Origin of the sequence: Paenibacillus sp. ISL-20, assembly GCF_018613005.1 — a bacterium.
Lineage (GTDB): Bacteria > Bacillota > Bacilli > Paenibacillales > Paenibacillaceae > Paenibacillus_AQ.
The window spans coordinates 234,850-254,444 of record NZ_JAGGRD010000066.1; the positions used below are offsets into that span (position 1 = coordinate 234,850).

Sequence of the window (19,595 nt, forward strand, 5' to 3'; positions counted from 1 at the left end):
GCTAAGCAATATGGAAGCGCATTCAAAAATTCGAAAGAAAAGTGTCTGGCGGAGATCCATGATGCAGATGCGCAGAAACTGGCAGCTATACGCTTTATTCACACCGGTTCTGCTATACTTCATTGTATTTCATTATGTACCCATGTATGGCGTCCAGATTGCATTCAAGGATTTTATGGCTAACAAAGGGATCGTGGATAGCCCATGGGTGGGCTTCAAGCATTTTGAACGCTTTTTTGACAGCTTTTATTTTTGGCGCATTATTAAAAATACGATGGGTATCGGATTATATGAGCTGGCGGTCGGATTTCCGATTCCGATTATTCTGGCCTTGATGATCAATGAAGCCAGATCGGGCCGGTTTCGCCGATTCGTACAAACGGTAACTTATGCACCTCATTTCTTGTCCACGGTCGTCGTCGTTGGCATGATCATGATGTTCCTGTCGCCGGTAAGCGGCCTAGTCAATTCGATTATCACCTCCTTCGGCGGAGAGCCGATCGCATTCATGACAGAGCCCTCCTGGTTCAAGAGCATTTATGTGTGGTCTGGCGTGTGGCAGGGCATGGGCTGGAGCTCCATTATCTATTTGGCGGCGCTCGCCGGGATCGATCCGCAGCTGCATGAGGCGGCCAAGGTGGATGGTGCGGGCTGGCTCCGGCGAATCTGGCATATTAATCTGCCGGGGATCGCGCCCACGATGACAATTCTGCTCATTCTGAACATCGGTTCCGTTCTTGGCGTCGGTTTCGAGAAGATCTTCCTGATGCAAAATTCACTCAATATGGAAGCGTCCGACGTCATCGCCACGAACGTATACCGGAGCGGTATACTGGGTGCCCAGTACAGCTTTTCGGCTGCGGTCGGCCTGTTTAACTCCATCGTTAACTTTATCATGCTGATTACCGTGAACCGGATTGCCCGAAAAGTCAGCGAGAACAGCCTATGGTAAGGAGGAATGATGGCATATGCCGCAAAGCCGCAGTGAACGAATAGTCGGAGTATTTATTTACATTATACTATCTTTTATTACGCTCCTTGTACTGTATCCTTTATTTTTTGTTCTGATTGCTTCCATCAGCGCTCCGGAAACGGTGATGCGGGGGGAAGTATGGTTATGGCCGAAGGAATTGTCGTTTGTCGGTTACGAACGATTATTTGCCAATTCGGATCTCATGCGGGGATTCCTGAACACGCTGCTCTATACCACGACGGGTACGGCCTTGAATGTTTTGATGACGATCGCAGCTGCTTATCCGCTTTCCAGAGCCGATTTCAACGGTCGCGGCATTTTTACGGCGATTATTGTATTCACCATGTTCTTCAGCGGGGGGATGATCCCCAATTACTTGCTGGTGAAGGAACTGGGGATGCTGGATACGATTTGGGCCATTATTATCCCTTCGGCCGTATCGGTGTGGAACATCATCATCATGCGGACCTTCTTTCAAAGCTCCATTCCGAAGGAGATGCAGGAGGCGGCGTTTATTGACGGAGCTTCCAACATGCGGGTGCTTTGGCGCATTGTCCTGCCGTTATCCGGTCCGATACTGGCCGTGATGGTGCTGTTCTACGCAGTGGGCCACTGGAACTCGTATTTTAGTGCGCTGATCTATTTGTCGGACCGTGCGAATTATCCGATGCAGCTGTTCCTGCGTGAAATTCTGGTTCAGGGACAAATGCAGGAGATGGTGGATATCAGTGATGATTCACTGGCACGAAGTCTAATGGATGCGGAAGCGATCAAATATGCGGCTGTCATTGTGACGAATCTGCCGATGCTGCTGTTGTATCCGTTCCTGCAAAAGTATTTTGTGAAGGGTGTTATGATTGGTGCAATTAAAGGTTGATTACGGATATTTCATGAGGAGGAAATGAAATTTATGGTGATGAGAAAATGGGCTTCACTTACATTGACAGCCGTGCTGGCAGCCGGATTGCTGTCAGGCTGTGGTAGTAAAAGCGGGGAAGGTGCAACAGATAAGGGGGAAACGCCTCAGGCTAATGTTAACGAAACCGGGATGCCGATTGTGAACGAGTCCCTCAACCTGACATTCTTCACGGGCAAGTCGCCATCGAACGGAAGCAAATTCGAGGAAACCCTCGTATGGAAAACCTATCAAGAGATGTCGAATGTGAATGTGACATGGAATCTCATTCCATTCGATACACTGACCGAGAAGCGGAACCTGGCGCTTGCCGGAGGAGATTATCCGGATGTATTCTACTCCGCAAGGGTCAGCTCCGCAGAATTGACCCGCTATGGGGGGCAGGGGGTATTTATACCGCTGAACGATCTGATCGATCAATATGCACCGAATTTTAAAAAAATGATGGAACAGTACCCGGATATTCGAAAAGGACTGACGATGCCGGACGGCAATATTTATTCCCTGCCTTCTTTCTACGATCCTGAGCTGCTCTCCATGTTGATTGGTACACCGATATGGATTAATCAGGAATGGCTGGATCAGCTCGGGATGAAAGAGCCGCAGACAACCGAAGAATTCTATGCGTATTTGAAGGCGGTCAAGGAAACCGATCTGAACGGTAACGGACAGCATGACGAGATTCCATTCGCTTCAACAGGCATTACCGGGATCATCGATCACTTGAAAGGCTCTTGGGGACTTGGTACAAGTGGACTTGGCCATAAATTGGTGGACATAGATCCGGACACAGGGAAACTGCGCTTCACAAAGGCTTTGCCGGAGTACAAGGAAATGCTGCAGTTCGTGAACAAGCTGCATCAGGAAGGACTGCTCGATAAAGAAATCTTCACGATTGAAGGCGGAGCATTGAATGCGAAGGGGCAGGAGGGCCTGCTCGGTTCCACGATTGTGCCGAATCCGGAGATGGTGATGGGACGCAAAGAATACATCGGGCTCGGGGCGCTTAAGGGACCGCACGGAGATCAGCTCTATTCTCACGTCAAAGTGCCGATGGTTCACGTGGGTGCATTTGCGATTACCGATAAGAACCCGAATCCGGAAGCAACAATCCGCTGGATGGATTATTTCTACGGGGATGAGGGAGCCCAGTTCTATTTCATGGGGAAAGAAGGCGAGACTTATACGAAAAACGCTGACGGTCAGCTCGAATATGTGAAAGAGATTACGGAGAATCCAAACGGATTAACGCAGGATCAGGCGTTGGCCAAGAATTTCACTTGGCTCGGGGGCAGCTATCCGGGCTTTGTGCGGGAGCAATGGTTCAAAGCCTCGGAGACACGCCCTAACGCAATGGCCGCTGCCGAAAAAGCAAAGCCGTATGCTGTAAAAGAGATTCTTTACAACTTTAACTTTACATTGGAAGAGACGGACGTCATGTCCTCGATCGGTAAAGATATTGAGGATTACGTTAAGGAAATGGAAGCTAAGTTTGTTAACGGCTCTGCTCCATTCAGCCAATGGGAAGAGTATGTCAATACACTCAACAAGATGGGACTGGACCGATACATGGAAGTTTACCAGGCTGCATATGAGCGCTACCAGGCGGAGTAAACGGAACATATGACACTTTAAAAGACGCGGTGCGGGGGGTTCCGTATCGCGTCTTTTGCTAATCCAAATAATTGGTGAAACAGGTTACATGATGAAGCGGCCCGTTCAAGGAAACATCCTTGCTTACGGACCGCTTCTGTTATGGTTTAATCGGATGAGGAACAGAGTTCTTCTACATGGATGGTACAGAACAGCAAGGCGGTTCTGCCGGGCTCCAGCACCTGCATGCCGGTGATTTCCGGATCCAGTTCCAGGTTGAAGGCATTGGTAGCACATGTGTAAGGCTCGGGGCATAGATAACCGCTCGCTCCATCGCCATTGTGCAGCACCCATTGCTTGAATGCGTCATCCGCACGGTATGTAACCCGGAGGCCTGCCGCCGAATCGGTTAATACGGTTTCATTACGGTCTTCCGGCATGGCAAGGAACAGATCATCGAGCGGAAACTGACTGACGGAGATGCCTTCCCGTAAGCCTCTGCTGCGGAAATCATGGGCGAGCTCGCCGGTCGGCAGCACGCGGTCATTAAGGACCCATCGTTTCCCGACAGGGGCCTGCAGCGTGCAGCGTTCTTGACCGTATTCATTCCCGAAGGGAAAGCGGAAGGTGGTATGATATCCCAGTCCCCATGGAAAAGAGCTTGTGCTTTTATTGCGAATTTCCGCGGTCTGCCTGAACGAGGCCCCATCAATGCTCATACGCAGAAGGATGGTGAACTCGTGGGGAAATTGCGACAGGATCGTTGGACGGCCTCTTGAAGAGAACACGGTTTCGATCACGGCCCGATTCCCTTTTGTCCAGCAGCGTCCGACTTCCCATGCCTGGTCATGAACAAGCCCGTGCGCATGATTATGATGCTGCGGCTCGTTGATCCGGAATTGATAGGGCCGGCCTTTAAAAGTAAAACTCCCGTTTTCGATCCGGTTGGGCGGAAATAAAACAGGAATGCCATATAACAAGGGTGTCCGCTCATATTCCGTCATGGAAGGCGGCATACGCAGCAATTCCGTGTCTGATGGTTTCCACCGCAGCGAGATGACGCTGCTCCCCCAGCCCGGTACCACCGTCATGGATAAGCGATCATTCTCGGCCCTAACTGCAGGCATGTCAAGAAATGTACATCGTTCAACTGCTGGGCATGTCTCCATGTCACACCTGCTCTACTTGTCCGCTTAAGACGGAGCGATGGATGGCATGCACCAGCTTGGTATTCAACAAACCGGCAGCTGCGCCGGATTCCGGCATCGTATCCAGGCGGATATGATCGACGAAGGAATGGAGCATATAATTGGGTGCTGCAGTATATTGGCCGTTGATCGGTGTACCGAGCGTATGGACATGACTGTAGACGCTGCCGCTCTTACGGACCATTTGATCGGATAAATCGACATACAATGCCCCGTCCTCGCCGATGATCTCGACCTTGAAGTCGTAGATAAGCGGCATCGATTCGGGCAGCACCCAGCTGGTCGTAAATGTAGCGTGCGTGCCATCATCGAAGGACACGATCGTTTGCATGGAATCGTAGGTGTCGATCCCCATCGCGACTAATTTCTTCTTCGTGCCTACTGCGTAAACGCTCACCGGCAGAACCCCGCTTTTCAGCCATAAGGCAATATCCGTGGCATGAGGGAAAAGGAACCAGCCGGGCGTTGATTCCCCGGCCCATTTCAGCATTTTGGTGGGCACGTAGATGGTGTCATTTAAGCGGGTGTTGATGGTCAGAATGTTGCCTATGTCACCATTTTGGACCGCTTCCTTAACTGCAACGAATGGAGAATTCCAGCGATTCTCGAATGCGACGAGGCACTTAATGCCCGCCTTCTCAACCTCGGCGTACATGTCCTCGGCTTCCTCGACGGAGGTGGAGAAGGGTTTTTCAACCATGATATGAATGCCTTGCCGTGCTGCAAGCATAACGGGCTCTTTATGCAGGAAATCCGGCGTGGCAATAACGATGGCGTCCAAAGCCTCGCTTGCCAGCATATCTTCAACCTGCAGATAACCGGGAACCCCGTATTTATCCATGCTGGCGTTTCGTGTTGTTTCATAAGCATCGCTGACCGCGGCCAACTCCGCATAGGGATTTTGGCTAAGGGTATCGGCGAACATATTCCCGCGAATCCCCATGCCTACGATTCCGATTTTTATCATTGTGAACCCTCCTCGAATGGTTAAATTATTTAACTGCTCCGGCTGTCATTCCGCTGACCAGATGTTTCTGCAGCAGCCAGAACGCAATCACGATCGGAAGTGTGGTTATGACGGAGCCCGCCATGAGGTAATCCCAGTTGACGACATACTGTCCTTGAAAGCTGGCGATGCCGACCGACAGCGTCCATTTGTCGTAATCGCTGATGAACGTCTGTGCAAACATAAACTCGTTCCAGCTGGTTAAGAAGGAGAAGACGCCGGTTACCACGAGCCCGGGAAGTGTGAGCGGGAGCAGGATCCGGATAAAGGTTGTCCACCGGTTGGCCCCGTCTACGCTCGCAGCTTCGTCGATGGACTGGGATACGCTGTCAAAGTAGCCTTTTAGCATCCATGTACAGAACGGTACTGCAAACGTGGTATATGCGATTACGAGACCCAGATGGGAATTCAGCAGATTGTAATCCTTCATGATAAGGTACAGCGGAATAATGAGCAGTGAGCCGGGGAGCATCTGCGTCAACAAGATGATATATCCGAGCGACATCCGTCCCCGGAAGCCGAACCGGGACATCGCATAGCCGCCAAAAGCGGAGATGACAAGGGAGAACACCGTTGTTAGCAGCGAGACTAGCGCTGTATTACCGAACCATTTCATAAAGTTGGCGCTGTCATCCGCATTGGGATTCAGCATTCCCTTGTAACCATTCCAATTAAGTTCATGTGGCAGGTACGTCAGCGGCGTGCTGTAGATTTCGGCCTGAGGCTTCAACGAAGTCAAGATCATCCATAGAAAAGGAGACACGGCAAACAACGAAATAAAAACAGCGCATACATATACTAGAATCTTGTTTGGGCCTTTGCTCATGACATTTCACCAGCCTTCGTCGCTTTCATGTACATGACGGTGAACACAATGGAGATCGCCAGCAGGATCATCCCTGCAGCGGAGGCCAGACCGAAGTCAAACGATTTGAAGCCTGCCCTGTAGATGAAGATGGTCAGTATTTCGGTTACCCGGCTCGGTCCGCCCCCGGTGAGGACGTATACGATGCCGAAATCCTTAATGGTCCAGATGATAAGCAGCAGGAACACGATGACGGATACGGGCTTCAGCATCGGGAAGGTGATGCTCAGAAACTGGCGCCATTTCGAGGCACCGTCGATTTCCGCTGCTTCGTACAAGCTTTTGGATATGCTTTGCAAACCGGCCAGGAGCATGATGGCTGCGAACGGGAAGCCCTTCCATACATTGACGAACATGGCTGCCCAGAGCGCGGTGTCGGCTTCGCCGAGGAAAGCGACCGGATTGGCCAACAGGTTGAGCTTCAGCAGCAGATCATTGATAACGCCGAATTGATAGTCATACATCAGAATAAATACGAGACATGCAACGACTTCAGGTACGGCCCATGGGATGATCACCAGTGCTCTTACAAGCCCTCGGCCCTTGAAGGGAATATTCAACAGGACGGCCGTACCGATTCCCAGCAGGAAACGCAGAGCCACCGTCACGATAATATATAGAAAGGTAATGCCTAACGATTTCAGGAAGTTCCCCGACTGGATCGCGGCTGTATAGTTGTCCAAGCCTACAAAGGGATTGCCTTCGGCAATCGGTTTGGCAACCTTCCAGTACTGCACGCTCATCAGCGCCGATTTCAGAATCGGATAGAGGAGCACAAGAGCAACGGTAATGGCCAGCGGTGCAATAAATAAATATGCGGCTATATTTTTTTTGAAATGTCGTTTTTCCTCTAGCCATAAACGCTTTGCCCTCGATGGTCTTTTCAATGGCAAGGGAGTTTGTCTGCTTGTCACATCCGTTCGCGTTGGATTCATTCCCCTACCTCCTTATGATGTAAGTGCCGCCCGGCCATGAAGCCAGGCGACTTCAATCGTTTGATCATCCGAATGTTTTTTAATGCATCGTGTCCTTCATTTGCTCAGCTGCACTGTCCAGCGCTGTCTTGGCGTCTTTCATGCCAACAAACATTTCCTGCGCGGCATTGATCAGGATTTGGGAGAGGGAGCCGAGTTCGGGAATGGGCGGGTCCATAACGGCCGGTGCGTATACATTCTCCTGGAAATCGAAGAATTGGGCAGCCAGCGGATTCTCCGATTTGTATTCTTCGGATTCGGCATATTCCTTGCTGCTCGGAATCATGCCGGAGCCGGCGATAATCTGCTGCGCCTCTTGGGATGTCATCCATTCAAGGAACTCCCAAGCTTCATCAGGATGCTTGCTGTCTTTGGAAATCATCGATACGATCGGGTAATTGTGCGGGTTCGGTTTATAGGTTTGGCCTTCGTATACGACGGAAGGCTGCGGAATGAGCCCCAGGTCGTCCATTAAAGCTTCATCGCGTTCTTTGGTCATGCCGATAAACCAGGGGCCATCCATCATCATGCCGGCTTGCCCATTCCAGAACATCTCGCGGCTGACCTTCTTGTCGCGGGTTCCTGGAGGCGTGGCCTGCGGGTTCTTGATTAGATCCTGCCACCACTCCGCTGCCCAAACGTTCGGTGCGGAGTTGACATTAATCCGGTCGGCTTCGTAAGGGCCTGCCTCGCCGTCCGGGAAGTAAATTCCTCCTGATACCGGACGAGCGAGCAGCCTGTACCATTCCGAGGCGATAAAGGGATGCGTGCCGATGACGCTGGAGAACCCGTATTGCCCGTCTTTAACACCGCCAAGTTGAATGGCGGCTTCTTTGAAGTCGTCCATCGTTTGAATGGAGGCAGGATCAATTCCAGCCGCTTCGAACATCGATTTGCTGTAGAAAATGCCGGTTGATCCCCATGCGTAATTGGACAGCGCATAATAGGAGCCGTCGACCTTGCTCAGTTCCTGTCCGACAAGCTTGTCCTCAAGTCCGCTCGCTTGAATCTTTTCGTCGAGATTAACAAAGGTACCGCCGCTCTGCAGCGCATTATAGGTGGCAATATTCTCAGGGTATACCTGAACGATGTCCCCCTGCGTACCTGCCAGAATCTCCGTGGTCAGTTTATCCCAGTAATTCTCGTAGTCTGTGCCGTGAACTTTGATGGTGACGTTAGGGTGGGATTCATTGTATTTGGCAATGAGCGCATCGATTGCCTTCTTATGAGGTTCTTCCGCATACACCGACGTCTCGAACGAGATCGTAATTTGATCACCTTCGGACGGGTCGTTGCTTGCCGATGCCGGGTCTTTACCACCCGAGCATGCGCTTAATACGGTTGATAACGTAAGGGCTGCAGCGATAAGAGCCGTCCATCCCTTTTTCTTTCTGTTCTTGTCTACCATGCTAGTTCATCCCCTTCTGGCTTTTTAGTATTGTGGAAAGCGCGGTGAGGCGCCGTTCCTATGCCCTTAATAAAAACACCTGCTGCCAAGTCAGGACAACAAACACTTTTCGCAAAACAAACTGAAAGGTGAATACGGTGTTAGTGTAAACGTTACCGCGATGGCAATTTAAATAACACTGGAAATTGTATGTAATATTAATCACAAAAAACTTTTCTCTACGAGAAACTATTTTCTACTTTGCGGTGAAGGGCATCACTGCGCGGGTAGGAGCAACCAAGGCATAGACGGGAGAAGGCCGAGGGAGACTTTTATGTCCTCCTCGGCCTTCGTTTGATATCGGGGTCTGCGCCGTTTTATTTGCCTTTACGATAATCCATTGGGGGTACGCCGGTAATTTTTTTGAAAGTCCTGGCAAATGATATCGGGCTGCTGTAACCGACCCGTTCCGTAATTTCTTGTACAGACAATGCGCTTTCCGTAAGGAGTCGTTTCGCTTCCTGAATTCGCAAATCGATCAAAAAGTCCACAAATTTCAAGCCATACTCTTCCTTGAATAATCTGCTCAGATATTTGCCGCTGATCCCGAATTTGTCTTGCAAGTAGTCAAGGGATAGTTCCGCTTTCGTATAATGCTTTTCAATATAAGCCTTAACCTCTTGTACGAGGTTTCCCTGGCTTCGCAGATTCCGCTGCTTATCCAGCCGTTGGGCAAATTGCTCCAGAAGCTGGAGCACCATCTGCGTCCAATCTTCCGGCAGGTCGATTTCTTTCTGAACCCGGTCGAGTGCCGGCATCGTTTCCGTTTTCCAGAGCAGGTAGTATTCGTCATTCATACTGGAAGCCGTCTTGTTCAAATGGTACGTCAGGTAATGCAGTACGCTGCTTGCGCCCCGTCGGGATATGCCTTCTTCCAGCATATTCTGAAAGAGCGTCTGCATCTGTGTCTTCCACTTGACTTCTTGCAGTTGGAAGGCGTCAACGATCCGGTCGACCTGTTGAAAATAATGAAAGCTGTGATCCTTCGACAAGGCATCGGACGAATAAGGAATGATCATGGCACTTCGGTTTACGGGCTTCGTTTGCAGCGCATCCAATGCCTCGTGATAGGAATCATGCAGATTATCCGGATGCTCAACCGGCTCCCCGATGCCGACGGATACGGTGAACGATAAGGCATCGGCAAATCGGCGCTGGCATTCTTCGGTGAAGGAGAGTGCCTCGAATCCCTGTTTCTCCGCTTGTGGCGATATAACCAAAATGCAAGCAAGCTGGTGCAAGGACACCCACAGATGCTTTACCTCGCAGGCGTGATCCGACGCCGCTTCCAGGATGATCGTTTCAATGGCTTTTTGCTGGGAGCCATGCTGCTTCTGACCGTAGTTGGCGCTCCACTCTGAACGATGATCAATTTCCAGGACAAAAACCAATGGCTTGCCAAACAGCACAGGCAGGCCGTGCTTGGCTGCTTCCTTCTCCCATTCCTTCAGATCGAAAGAGCGCGTCCCTTCCAGCAGCTCGTACATGAAAAAATTTTGCTGAGCCTTCAAGTCCTCCTCGAACTGAAACTGGAACCTTTTATTCTGATCAATCATATTTTGCAATTTGGAATTGATGAACGTGAATTCGTTTTTATGGATTTCCTCCGGGACGTCCTCCTTGGAGGATAGCTGCTGCAACTGGTTGACCAGGCGCTGAATGGGTCTGTAATTTTGCAGCGTCACGTAGACGATCCAGGCAACCGAAACGGCACATAGAAGCAAACCGGCAATAAACCATATATTTGATAAGCTAATGATGAAATTGAAGGTATCCGCCCCTTGAACACTGCTAACGATGCGCCAGCCCGTATACTCGGAATTCGCTTCTGACTGAAGGGCGCCGTTGTTGGTTACAGGCTTGCTTACGGAAGTCTTCGATTTTGCCATATCAAATAAGCTGTTCCCTTGGGAATCATACAGGCTTAGTATGCGGGATGACGGATCGTGCATTTGAAGAAGCATTCCCTGCAAGGCATCAGCGCTTACATTAACGACGATTAGCCCATGATGCTTCGAGAAGATGGAAACGCTGCGCGTCAATGAAACGACCGGCACCCCTTTGTCGGAGGGCAGCTCCTTGTATGATCTGATATCCGACCAATGGCTGTTGGGTGTTTCCAGCTTGGTGCTAATGAAGACGTTGTCAGCATATTGATCCAAGGGATAGCTGGTGCTTTCATTGAGGACTTGATTATGATCCGCTTGAACCATATAGATGGAATGAATCAGGGGGTTGGTCATTTTTAAATCGCGCAAAAGATTCATCACGTCCACCTGAAGGGGCAGATCCTTTTCCGTGCTTCTGGAGAAAAAGGATATGACCTTTCGATTACGCAGCATCTCGAGCGAAATTTTCTGATCCAGCGAAGACAACGACGTATCAATCATCAGCATCGCTTGTTGGGTTACGAAAGCATTGGAGCGCTCGGCATCCTTTCGGTTGCTCTCGCTCAATGATTGGGAAAAGACAAAAAATAAAAAGGCGGGGACGACCAGAAAGACAGGGATATACAGCATGAGCATCCGCGTAAACCAGTTACGATTCATGTTGGTTCCTCTTTCCTAGGCAAACATAAATGATATTCACACGTTATGGCCTCGAATAGTCATGAATAGATCTTCGGCTGTTATTCTTGTGAAGTGTTTGTGACAAATAGCAATTCTTTATGTTAGTTTATCAGACATCATGTCGATTTGACCACAATATTGTCGGAAATGTGACAAAGAAACATGTAAGATGGTGAATTTTACCAATGAACATGATAAAATTCAAGAAATGTGTTCAATGACTTGCCGGAACACTTGCGTTGTATATCCTACATACAAATTGAAAGAAATGGAGGAAGACGCAGCAGATGGAGCCGAAGACGACATTCAGAGATATTCCCAAGGTCTTCGCGGTATGGCTTTTTAAGCAGAGGCGGAGATATACTTCGAACAAGAAGATTGAATGGATGGTTGAGCGGTTGATTCAAGGCTTTCTGATCATGTGGGCCATCTTGTTCATACGTTGGTGTATATTGATAACCATAGCCACGATGAGGCATTTTGGAATCATTGATTAAAGGCGATGAGAAAGCGGGTACTTGTTCTGATAAGTAGAGTATCACAATACATATGAAGGTAATTTCAAGGCAGCATGTAGCTCGGATACCGCTGCCGCTTACAGAAGCCCGGCATGGCTGTCGCGGCTTTTTTTGCTGTGTAGCGTCCATTTTACACAAACCGTGACCTTTATTGAGGATGCGTTAACACTTCTTCCTTACACTTAACATTAAATAAGGATAGAAGAGGGGATATGGAGTTGAAGCATAAAAGCATGAAAGTAGTCTCGCTGTTGATGGCGGCGGAAATCACGATGGCCTCTCTATTTTCGGCGGGCACCGTGATGGCTAAAGAAGGACAGGAGATACTCCAGACGGCCAGCATGGAGACAGCATCACAAGATACAGCTATCGCTGTTGTTGATTTCGGCATTACCGATAAGATCTTTCCCGATGTACATACAGAAGAAGCATATACGGTAACCGTTGATGTGTATGGTGGACAAGCACCGTATACCTTCTCGGCGACGGGTCTACCGGCAGGTTTGGACATTAAGTCCGATACAGGATTCATTACAGGTACGCCTGCTGCTGGGCATGAGGGCGAATATACGGTTGAGGTAACGGTACAAGATAGTGCAGCCATACCTGCTACGGCTCAATCGATTGTGAAATTGCAAGTATTGGGGAAACGGCCTGATCCGGTGGCTGACAAGCTAGCCATGAAGATGATCGGGCATTATTCCGTAGGGACCTCCAATAAGGATGGCGGCGTTGCGGAAATTGTAAAATACAACAAGGATAACGGGAAGCTCTATCTGGTCAATGGTTCAACTCAGCCGGCTAGTCTCGAAATCGTGTCGCTTGGCGCTGACGGCAGCTTGCAAAAGGACAAGCAGATCAATGTGGAAGACTTGGCAAGCACGGGTGGTTTTCTGTATGGGGACCTGACCAGCGTGGATATCAACACCAAGACGAAGCAGGTGGTGGTCGCTGTTCAGGAGCAGGATCATGCAAAAGCCGGCAAGGTTCTGGTACTCGACTATGACGGCGGTTTGATCGGATCTTATGAAACCGGCATCCAGCCGGACATGGTCAAGTATACTTCCGATGGCCGTTATATCCTGACAGCGGATGAAGGCGAGCCTCGTACAGAGACTGCTTCTGATCCGGAAGGAAGCATTACGATTATCGACACCCTGTCGGGCGAAGTAAGTTATCTGAAGTTTGATGACCCGTCGATCATTGACGATCAGGTACATATTCGCGGACCTGTGGAAGCGGACGGACAAATTCGCAGCACCGGAATTAAGGATGATGCTGTTCATGATCTTGAGCCCGAATACATCTCGTTGTCCGAGGACGAGTTGACGGCTTACGTTGCTTTGCAGGAGAATAATGCAATCGCCGTGGTCGATATCGCCGCGAAGAGTATCCAAGCGGTTAAGGGACTCGGGTATAAGGACTTCAATCAACCAGAGAATCAGCTTGACCTTCTGAAGGATGGACAAATCAAGTTTGAGAACGTTCCTTTTTACGGAATGTATATGCCTGACGGAATCGCGACCTACAGCGTGAATGGACAGCAGTACATTCTGTCCGCGAATGAAGGGGACGCAACAGGCTGGGATGAGCGAAGCAATGAAAGTAACATTGGTAAAATGAAACCTAATTTGGATCCGTTGTCTCCGGCAGCACAATTTCTGGCAGACAAAGGAACCACCTACGATAAGGTTGAAGTTGCCAGCGATATGGGCAATGAGGGACTGTACCTGTACGGAGGTCGTTCATTCTCCATATGGAATGCAGCCGATATGTCCCAGGTGTATGACAGCGGCAGTGATTTTGAGAAGATTACAGCCGAGCGCTTACCGAATCATTTCAATGCCAGCAATGACAAAACCGATCTGGACAGCCGCAGCTCCAAGAAAGGACCAGAGCCCGAATATGTAACGGTGGGTAAGGTAGGACAGAAGACGCTGGCTTTTGTCGGCTTGGAGCGCATTGGCGGGGTAATGACGTATGATGTAACGAACCCATCCGATCCGGCGTTTCTGAACTACATCAATACACGGGATTTTAACGGAGGGATTGCATCGGATTCCGGCCCGGAGGGACTGGACTTTATTCCGGCCGCAGACAGCAAGACAGGACGCCCGCTGCTGCTGGTTGCGAATGAGGTCAGCGGAACGGTGGCACTGCTGGAGCTTCAGGTGACCAAAATTACGTTGGATCACTCTTCGCTCACGCTGAATCCGGGCGGTTCCCCGGTACAATTGCAAGCGAGCGTTGATCCCGCTCAGGGCGGATCCAGCGAGCTGGCCTGGAGTTCCTCTGATGAAACGGTAGTTACCGTAGATCCGAACGGTCTGGTTGCACCGGTATCCGTAGGTGAAGCCGTGATCACCGTTCTGAGCAAGGACGGCTATGGATCAGCGGAAGTACCGGTTAAGGTAACGGATAGTTCGCCGGAAGGAGAGCCATGGAAATTAACGGTTATGCATACGAACGATACGCATGCGCATCTGTCCGAAGTGGCCAGAAGGGCTGCACTGGTTAAGCAGGTCCGCAGCGAGGGCGGAAACAGCCTGCTGCTGGATGCAGGGGATGTATTCTCCGGCGATCTGTATTTTACCAAATGGTTTGGATTGGCCGATCTGGCCTTCATGAACTATATGGGTTATGACGCGATGACGTTCGGTAACCATGAATTCGATCAAGGCACCAAGACGCTCGCAGATTTCGTAAGCAAGGCACAATTCCCGCTCGTCAGCGCGAATGTGGATCTTAGTCAGGATGCTAACATTTCGCACCTGATCCGTAAGCCGGCGGTGATCGATACCGATCAGCCTAAGACGACGGCAAATAGCGGGGTATATCCATATGTGACATTGCTAGTTGACGGCCAGAAGGTCGGGGTATTCGGCTTAACCACTGAAGATACAGCCGAGACGTCCAGCCCGGGCAAAGATGTGGTATTCAACGAGGCGGTAACCTCAGCTCGTGCAACAGTGGAGGCGATGGAGCAGGAAGGACTTAACATCATCATCGGTCTGTCGCATCTGGGCTACGCCAAAGATCAGGCGCTTGCCGAAGCGGTTGAAGGCATCGACCTCATTGTTGGAGGCCATACCCATACGACGCTCAATGCACCGGAAGTGGTGACGGACAATGAACACGGAACACCAACCGTCATCGTGCAAGCGAATGAATGGGGGAAATACCTCGGCCGGGTCGACTTGCAATTTGACAAGGAAGGCAAGGTCCTCGTCGGAGAAGGCGAGCTCGGCGGCAAGCTGATTCCGGTGGATAGCAATGTGGCAGAAGACAAGCAGGCCAAGGATATGCTGGCCCCTTATAATGGCGAATTAGAAGAGCTCATGAAGCAGGTAGTCGGTATAGCAGATGTCCTGCTGGACGGTAAACGCGAGAATGTCCGCTCCAGGGAAACGAATCTCGGCAATCTGATTGCGGATGGCATGCTGGCAAAAGCCAAGGAGCTTAAGAACGCCGATATTGCCCTCACCAATGGAGGAGGTATTCGCGCCGCTATTGATGAAGGTGAAATCACGATGGGCGAGCTGCGCACGGTGATGCCTTTCGGAAACACGCTGTTTGTCATGGACGTCACAGGACAGCAGCTGAAGGACGGATTGGAAAACGGAATTAGCGGTGCGAAATTGGCCGATCTACCGGGGAAATTCCCGCAAATCGCCGGGATGAAATTCAAATGGGATCCTGGCGCTCCGGCAGGAAATAAAGTGTACGATGTACAGATTATGAAGGGCGGAAGCTATAAACCCCTGGTATTGACCGAAACGTACCGGATGGCAACGAACAGTTTTGTGGCCAAAGGCGGGGACGGATATAAATCCTTTGCCGAAGCGATTGCCGAAGGGAAATATAACGAGGATCTGGGTTACCCGGATTATGAAATCTTCATGGAATACGTGACCAAGCTTGGCGGAAAGGTCTCGCCGAAGGTCGAGGGACGAATTACCGAGCAGAAGAAACCGGTGAATCCAGGTGACGGCTCCTCTCCGGGATCAGGTTCAGGATCAGGCGGTTCGGGAGGCGGTTCTGTAACACCGCCGACAATGCAGCCTAACCCTCCTTCCACGGGTGGAAATACATCATTGCCCAACGTAATGACAGGCAAGGATCTGAATATAAGCGCTGCAGGTGGAGCTGTGGGCCACATTACGGTGAAAGAAGAGGCGTGGAAGAAGGCCGTTGCCGGATTGTCTGCGAACGGGCAGCAGGAACTCATTATTCGGGCCCCTGAGTTGAACCGTGCCGCTGAGCTATCCCTTTCGGCAGCAGGTCTGAAGCAGGCGATGGAACGGAATTCGAATACGACCCTGGTGCTGGAGACTGCACTTGGAGCGTTCCGTCTTCCGGTAACGGCTCTGCATTTGGATGAGGCTTTGAAGTCTGTACAAGGCTCCGGCAGCATCCAAGTGAAAATATCCATGACCCCGGTTGGTAGCAGCGTGGTGGATGCTATGACAAGCAAGGCAACTTCCATGGGCGCCGTGATGGCTGCGAATGGAGCACTTCAGTTTGGTGTAGCGGTTGGCGTGCCGGGCGCAGAGCAAGAAGTAAAGGATTTCGGGAAGCGTGTGGTCAGTCGCATCCTGCCGCTGCCGGCAGGAACAGCTCCGAATTCGGTCACTGCTATAATCTATGACGCCGATGCAGGAACCTTCCGATTTGTACCGGCTGCAGCGACGACATGGAACGGTAAACCGGCCATCGCAGTGAAGCATGCCGGAAACGGCATTTATGCACTGCTGCAGTACAAGAAAACCTTTGCGGATCTAAACGGCCACTGGGCGAAAGTGGAAATCGAATCTATGGCTTCCAAGCTGCTCGTGAACGGAGTTAACGCTAACTCGTACGCACCGGGCAAGGTAATCACGCGAGCAGAGTTTACTGCTATGCTGGTCCGTGCGATGGGACTTAGTCCAGTTATCGAGAGCGGAGCATTCAAGGATGTCCAGGATGCCTCCGCGTACGCTGGCGAGATCGGCGCAGCGTTGCGTTACGGCTTGATCGAAGGCGGCACAGATGGTGTTTTCTCACCAAATGCCGGCATGACCCGGGCAGAAATGGCTGTGATGATTACCCGGGCTATGGAAGCGGTAAGTCCGACAAGCCTGCCAAACCAGGGTGCGAATGCTGGTAATGAATTCAAAGATCAGGCATCCATCCCTGTCTGGGCGGCTGCCCAGGTAGCCAGTCTTACTGAGCAAGGTATCGTGCAGGGTGACAATCAGGGTAATTTCGGAGCACTCGATTCGGTTACCCGTGCACAAGCAGCACTTGTTCTGAAGCGGACTTTAACAGCATTGAAGTTCATGAACTAAGCGAAGCGGGAATACATTAGAAATTATAAGACCGTCCTTAAGGTGGATCAGAAACCTTTCGGGCGGTTTTTTATATCCAAGTCATTTGTGAGTGATTAAAGAGAAGTGTCCAGGCATCCGATAATTGAAGTAAGGGTTAAAATAACAATTGGATAAGGATGTGAGTTCATGCGCGTTGAGTCAGCATATACATACTGGAGTCCTGTGACATCGAAGAAAGCCGAACCAGCCCAAGAAGGGTTTGAACAGCTGCTCCGGAAGAACAAGAAGGAAGAAGAGGGCAAGGGAAAGATGGTAACCGTTAGAGAAGGCGGTTATTTGCGTCAGTATATGGTTCGGCCGGATGGGAGCAAAATGCTATTAAGTGAGACGAAGCAGGTCGAGAGTGAATCCGCCGCCAGTTCAACAGATCTATCGATGTCGTTGCCTCGAGCAGGCAGAATGAGCCTCAATACCAAGGAAGCTCTCGATCTGTTATGCCTTCAGGCTGGGGCAGTCGGTACCCGTTCCATCTACAAGGTATTTGATATAACCTAAAAAGGAAAATGGCAAAAAATCATACTGGTAACAAATCGATACTTGCTGTATAATTCTCAGTAAGTCTTGGTTGAACGTGAGATTTTTCATTGTATTTAAGTCTAATTTCATTTATTTTGAAAATAGATGTATTTACATGAAAGGATTCATGTTATAATTCAATTCATCAACTAAGCTTATAGGGATTATCGGTTAATTAGTATGGATGCATGACAAAAATAAAACATGAATATGGATCTTCGGGGTAAGGTGAAATTCCTAACCGGCGGTGATGGTTCGTTCCGGCGTGAACGAAACTCAGCCCGCGACTCGCTGCGTTCTGGCACGAACATGAATGCAGCGACTGACTTGGTGCAATTCCAAGGCCGACGGTAAAGTCCGGATGGGAGAAGATCAAAGATGAGTTTGCCGTAGATGGGAAATTTTCCATTCGACGCAGGCTTATTTGATCAGCCCCCGTATACGTCGACACATGTCGATGGCGGGGGCTTTCTGCTAGTAAGACCTCCGTATTCAAGACAGGAGAGGGCAAGATGAGTAATATTAATACCGGGGTCAAAATGAAACCCTATGATTCCGACGCACAGGCAAGTCGACGTTTTAAGGGAGGGTTCTGGCTTGTCGTTTTGGGAGCCGCTCTGTGGGGCGTAGACCCGTTATTCCGGGTCATTCTGCTCAAGAATCTGACTTCGGCTCAGATCGTTTTGCTTGAACACATCATTATATCCTTGATTGCAATCCCTGTATTGTGGAAGAACCGCGAGGAACTAAAAGGCCTTGGCTGGAATCATGTCGGCGCGCTGCTGTTTATTTCCTGGGGCGGCTCGGCATTGGCTACCGTATTGTTTACGATGGGGCTGTCGAGCGGCAATCTGAATGCCGTCCTGCTGCTTCAGAAGCTTCAGCCGCTGTTTGCCATCATTTTGGCCAGCTTACTTCTGAAAGAGAAGCTTCCGCGCCATTTCGGGATACTGCTCATTATCGCTTTGGCGGGCACGTATTTACTGACCTTTGGCCTAACCCTTCCGATTGGCCATTGGAACGAGTTTATTCAAGTTGGCAGCCTCTTGTCCTTAGGTGCGGCAGCCCTGTGGGGCGGTTCAACGGTCATGGGGCGCCTGATGGTAGGCAAACTGAAATACGAGACGGTAACCTCGCTGCGTTTCGTGCTGGCACTGCCGCTCCTGACCGTCATTACATGGAGTGAGGGGGCAGCATGGAATATGCCGGCCTGGAATACCGGGGCATTTGCCTTGGTATCGCTGAACCTGATCGGTCAGGCATTGCTGCCGGGTCTCCTGAGTTTGCTGGTTTATTATAAAGGGTTAACCACGACCAAAGCCTCCGTGGCAACACTTGCGGAATTGAGTTTTCCTATGGTGGGCGTGCTCATCAACTGGATCGTATTCCAGCAGATCGTGACAGGTCCTCAGCTTCTGGGATTCCTGCTGATCTGGATCGTACTGTTTCTCATTTCCAGACAGCAATCCGAAGCTTCTCCACAATTACAATAATTTCATAAAAGTTTGCAAAAAAGCCGGTCCGAAATAAACTGTACCCTTTGTAAAGGACAAATGTAAAAAAGGCTACGCTGCCCTGAGAAGATGATCCCTGTATTGAATGGGGGTCATCTTCTTTAAGTTCCATTGATATCTGTAGTG

13 protein-coding genes and 1 riboswitch are annotated in these 19,595 nt (G+C 50.2%); of the genes, 7 read left to right on the plus strand and 6 right to left on the minus strand.

The annotated features are described in order from the left end of the window. Positions 1-10 precede the first annotated feature (10 nt). From J7E85_RS31095 to J7E85_RS31105, 3 genes are read left to right on the plus strand one after another with little or no spacing between them, the layout of a single operon-like run. Positions 11-952: an ABC transporter permease gene (locus tag J7E85_RS31095; RefSeq protein WP_215163890.1), complete on the plus strand. Its 942-nt coding sequence runs from the start codon at positions 11-13 to the stop codon at positions 950-952. A gap of 16 nt (positions 953-968) precedes the next feature. After that, the gene (locus J7E85_RS31100; protein ID WP_215163870.1) at positions 969-1,850 is read left to right on the plus strand and encodes a carbohydrate ABC transporter permease; all 882 of its coding nucleotides are present in this window, start codon (positions 969-971) and stop codon (positions 1,848-1,850) included. Positions 1,851-1,883: 33 nt separating this feature from the next. Beyond that, positions 1,884-3,503, plus strand: a complete 1,620-nt coding sequence (locus J7E85_RS31105; protein WP_215163871.1) for an extracellular solute-binding protein — start codon at positions 1,884-1,886, stop codon at positions 3,501-3,503. 146 nt (positions 3,504-3,649) lie between these two features. Here the strand turns inward: J7E85_RS31105 and J7E85_RS31110 are convergent, their stop codons facing one another. The 6 genes from J7E85_RS31110 to J7E85_RS31135 form a co-directional block, all read right to left on the minus strand. Then, positions 3,650-4,609, minus strand: coding sequence for an aldose 1-epimerase (locus J7E85_RS31110; protein ID WP_215163872.1), 960 nt, complete (start codon positions 4,607-4,609; stop codon positions 3,650-3,652). Positions 4,610-4,652: 43 nt separating this feature from the next. Beyond that, positions 4,653-5,657, minus strand: coding sequence for a Gfo/Idh/MocA family protein (locus J7E85_RS31115; RefSeq protein WP_215163873.1), 1,005 nt, complete (start codon positions 5,655-5,657; stop codon positions 4,653-4,655). A 25-nt stretch (positions 5,658-5,682) separates the two neighbouring features. Then, complete coding sequence (locus tag J7E85_RS31120) at positions 5,683-6,522, minus strand: carbohydrate ABC transporter permease (RefSeq protein WP_213645922.1); 840 nt, start codon at positions 6,520-6,522, stop codon at positions 5,683-5,685. Then, positions 6,519-7,496 carry a carbohydrate ABC transporter permease gene (locus J7E85_RS31125; protein WP_215163874.1) on the minus strand — a complete coding sequence of 326 codons (978 nt, stop codon included), beginning with the start codon at positions 7,494-7,496 and terminating at the stop codon, positions 6,519-6,521. The genes J7E85_RS31120 and J7E85_RS31125 overlap by 4 nt, the downstream gene beginning before the upstream one ends. Positions 7,497-7,575: 79 nt before the next feature. Further along, positions 7,576-8,943 (minus strand): ABC transporter substrate-binding protein, encoded by a 1,368-nt coding sequence (locus tag J7E85_RS31130; RefSeq protein WP_215163875.1) that lies wholly within the window; start codon positions 8,941-8,943, stop codon positions 7,576-7,578. A gap of 356 nt (positions 8,944-9,299) precedes the next feature. Continuing rightward, positions 9,300-11,531, minus strand: a complete 2,232-nt coding sequence (locus tag J7E85_RS31135) for a helix-turn-helix domain-containing protein (RefSeq protein WP_215163876.1) — start codon at positions 11,529-11,531, stop codon at positions 9,300-9,302. Positions 11,532-11,839: 308 nt separating this feature from the next. Here J7E85_RS31135 and J7E85_RS31140 point away from each other — a divergent pair, with 308 nt between their 5' ends. The 4 genes from J7E85_RS31140 to J7E85_RS31155 all read left to right on the plus strand — a co-directional run bounded on the left by J7E85_RS31140 (position 11,840) and on the right by J7E85_RS31155 (position 19,448). Beyond that, positions 11,840-12,049: a hypothetical protein gene (locus J7E85_RS31140; RefSeq protein WP_215163877.1), complete on the plus strand. Its 210-nt coding sequence runs from the start codon at positions 11,840-11,842 to the stop codon at positions 12,047-12,049. A 233-nt stretch (positions 12,050-12,282) separates the two neighbouring features. Beyond that, positions 12,283-17,397 (plus strand): choice-of-anchor I family protein, encoded by a 5,115-nt coding sequence (locus tag J7E85_RS31145; RefSeq protein WP_215163878.1) that lies wholly within the window; start codon positions 12,283-12,285, stop codon positions 17,395-17,397. 168 nt (positions 17,398-17,565) lie between these two features. After that, a complete protein-coding gene (locus J7E85_RS31150; protein WP_215163879.1) occupies positions 17,566-17,934 on the plus strand; it encodes a hypothetical protein in 369 nt (122 codons plus the stop codon). A 231-nt stretch (positions 17,935-18,165) separates the two neighbouring features. Beyond that, positions 18,166-18,332, plus strand: a riboswitch (FMN riboswitch). Between the two features lie 135 nt (positions 18,333-18,467). Further along, positions 18,468-19,448, plus strand: a complete 981-nt coding sequence (locus tag J7E85_RS31155; RefSeq protein WP_215163880.1) for a DMT family transporter — start codon at positions 18,468-18,470, stop codon at positions 19,446-19,448. Positions 19,449-19,595: the final 147 nt, after the last annotated feature.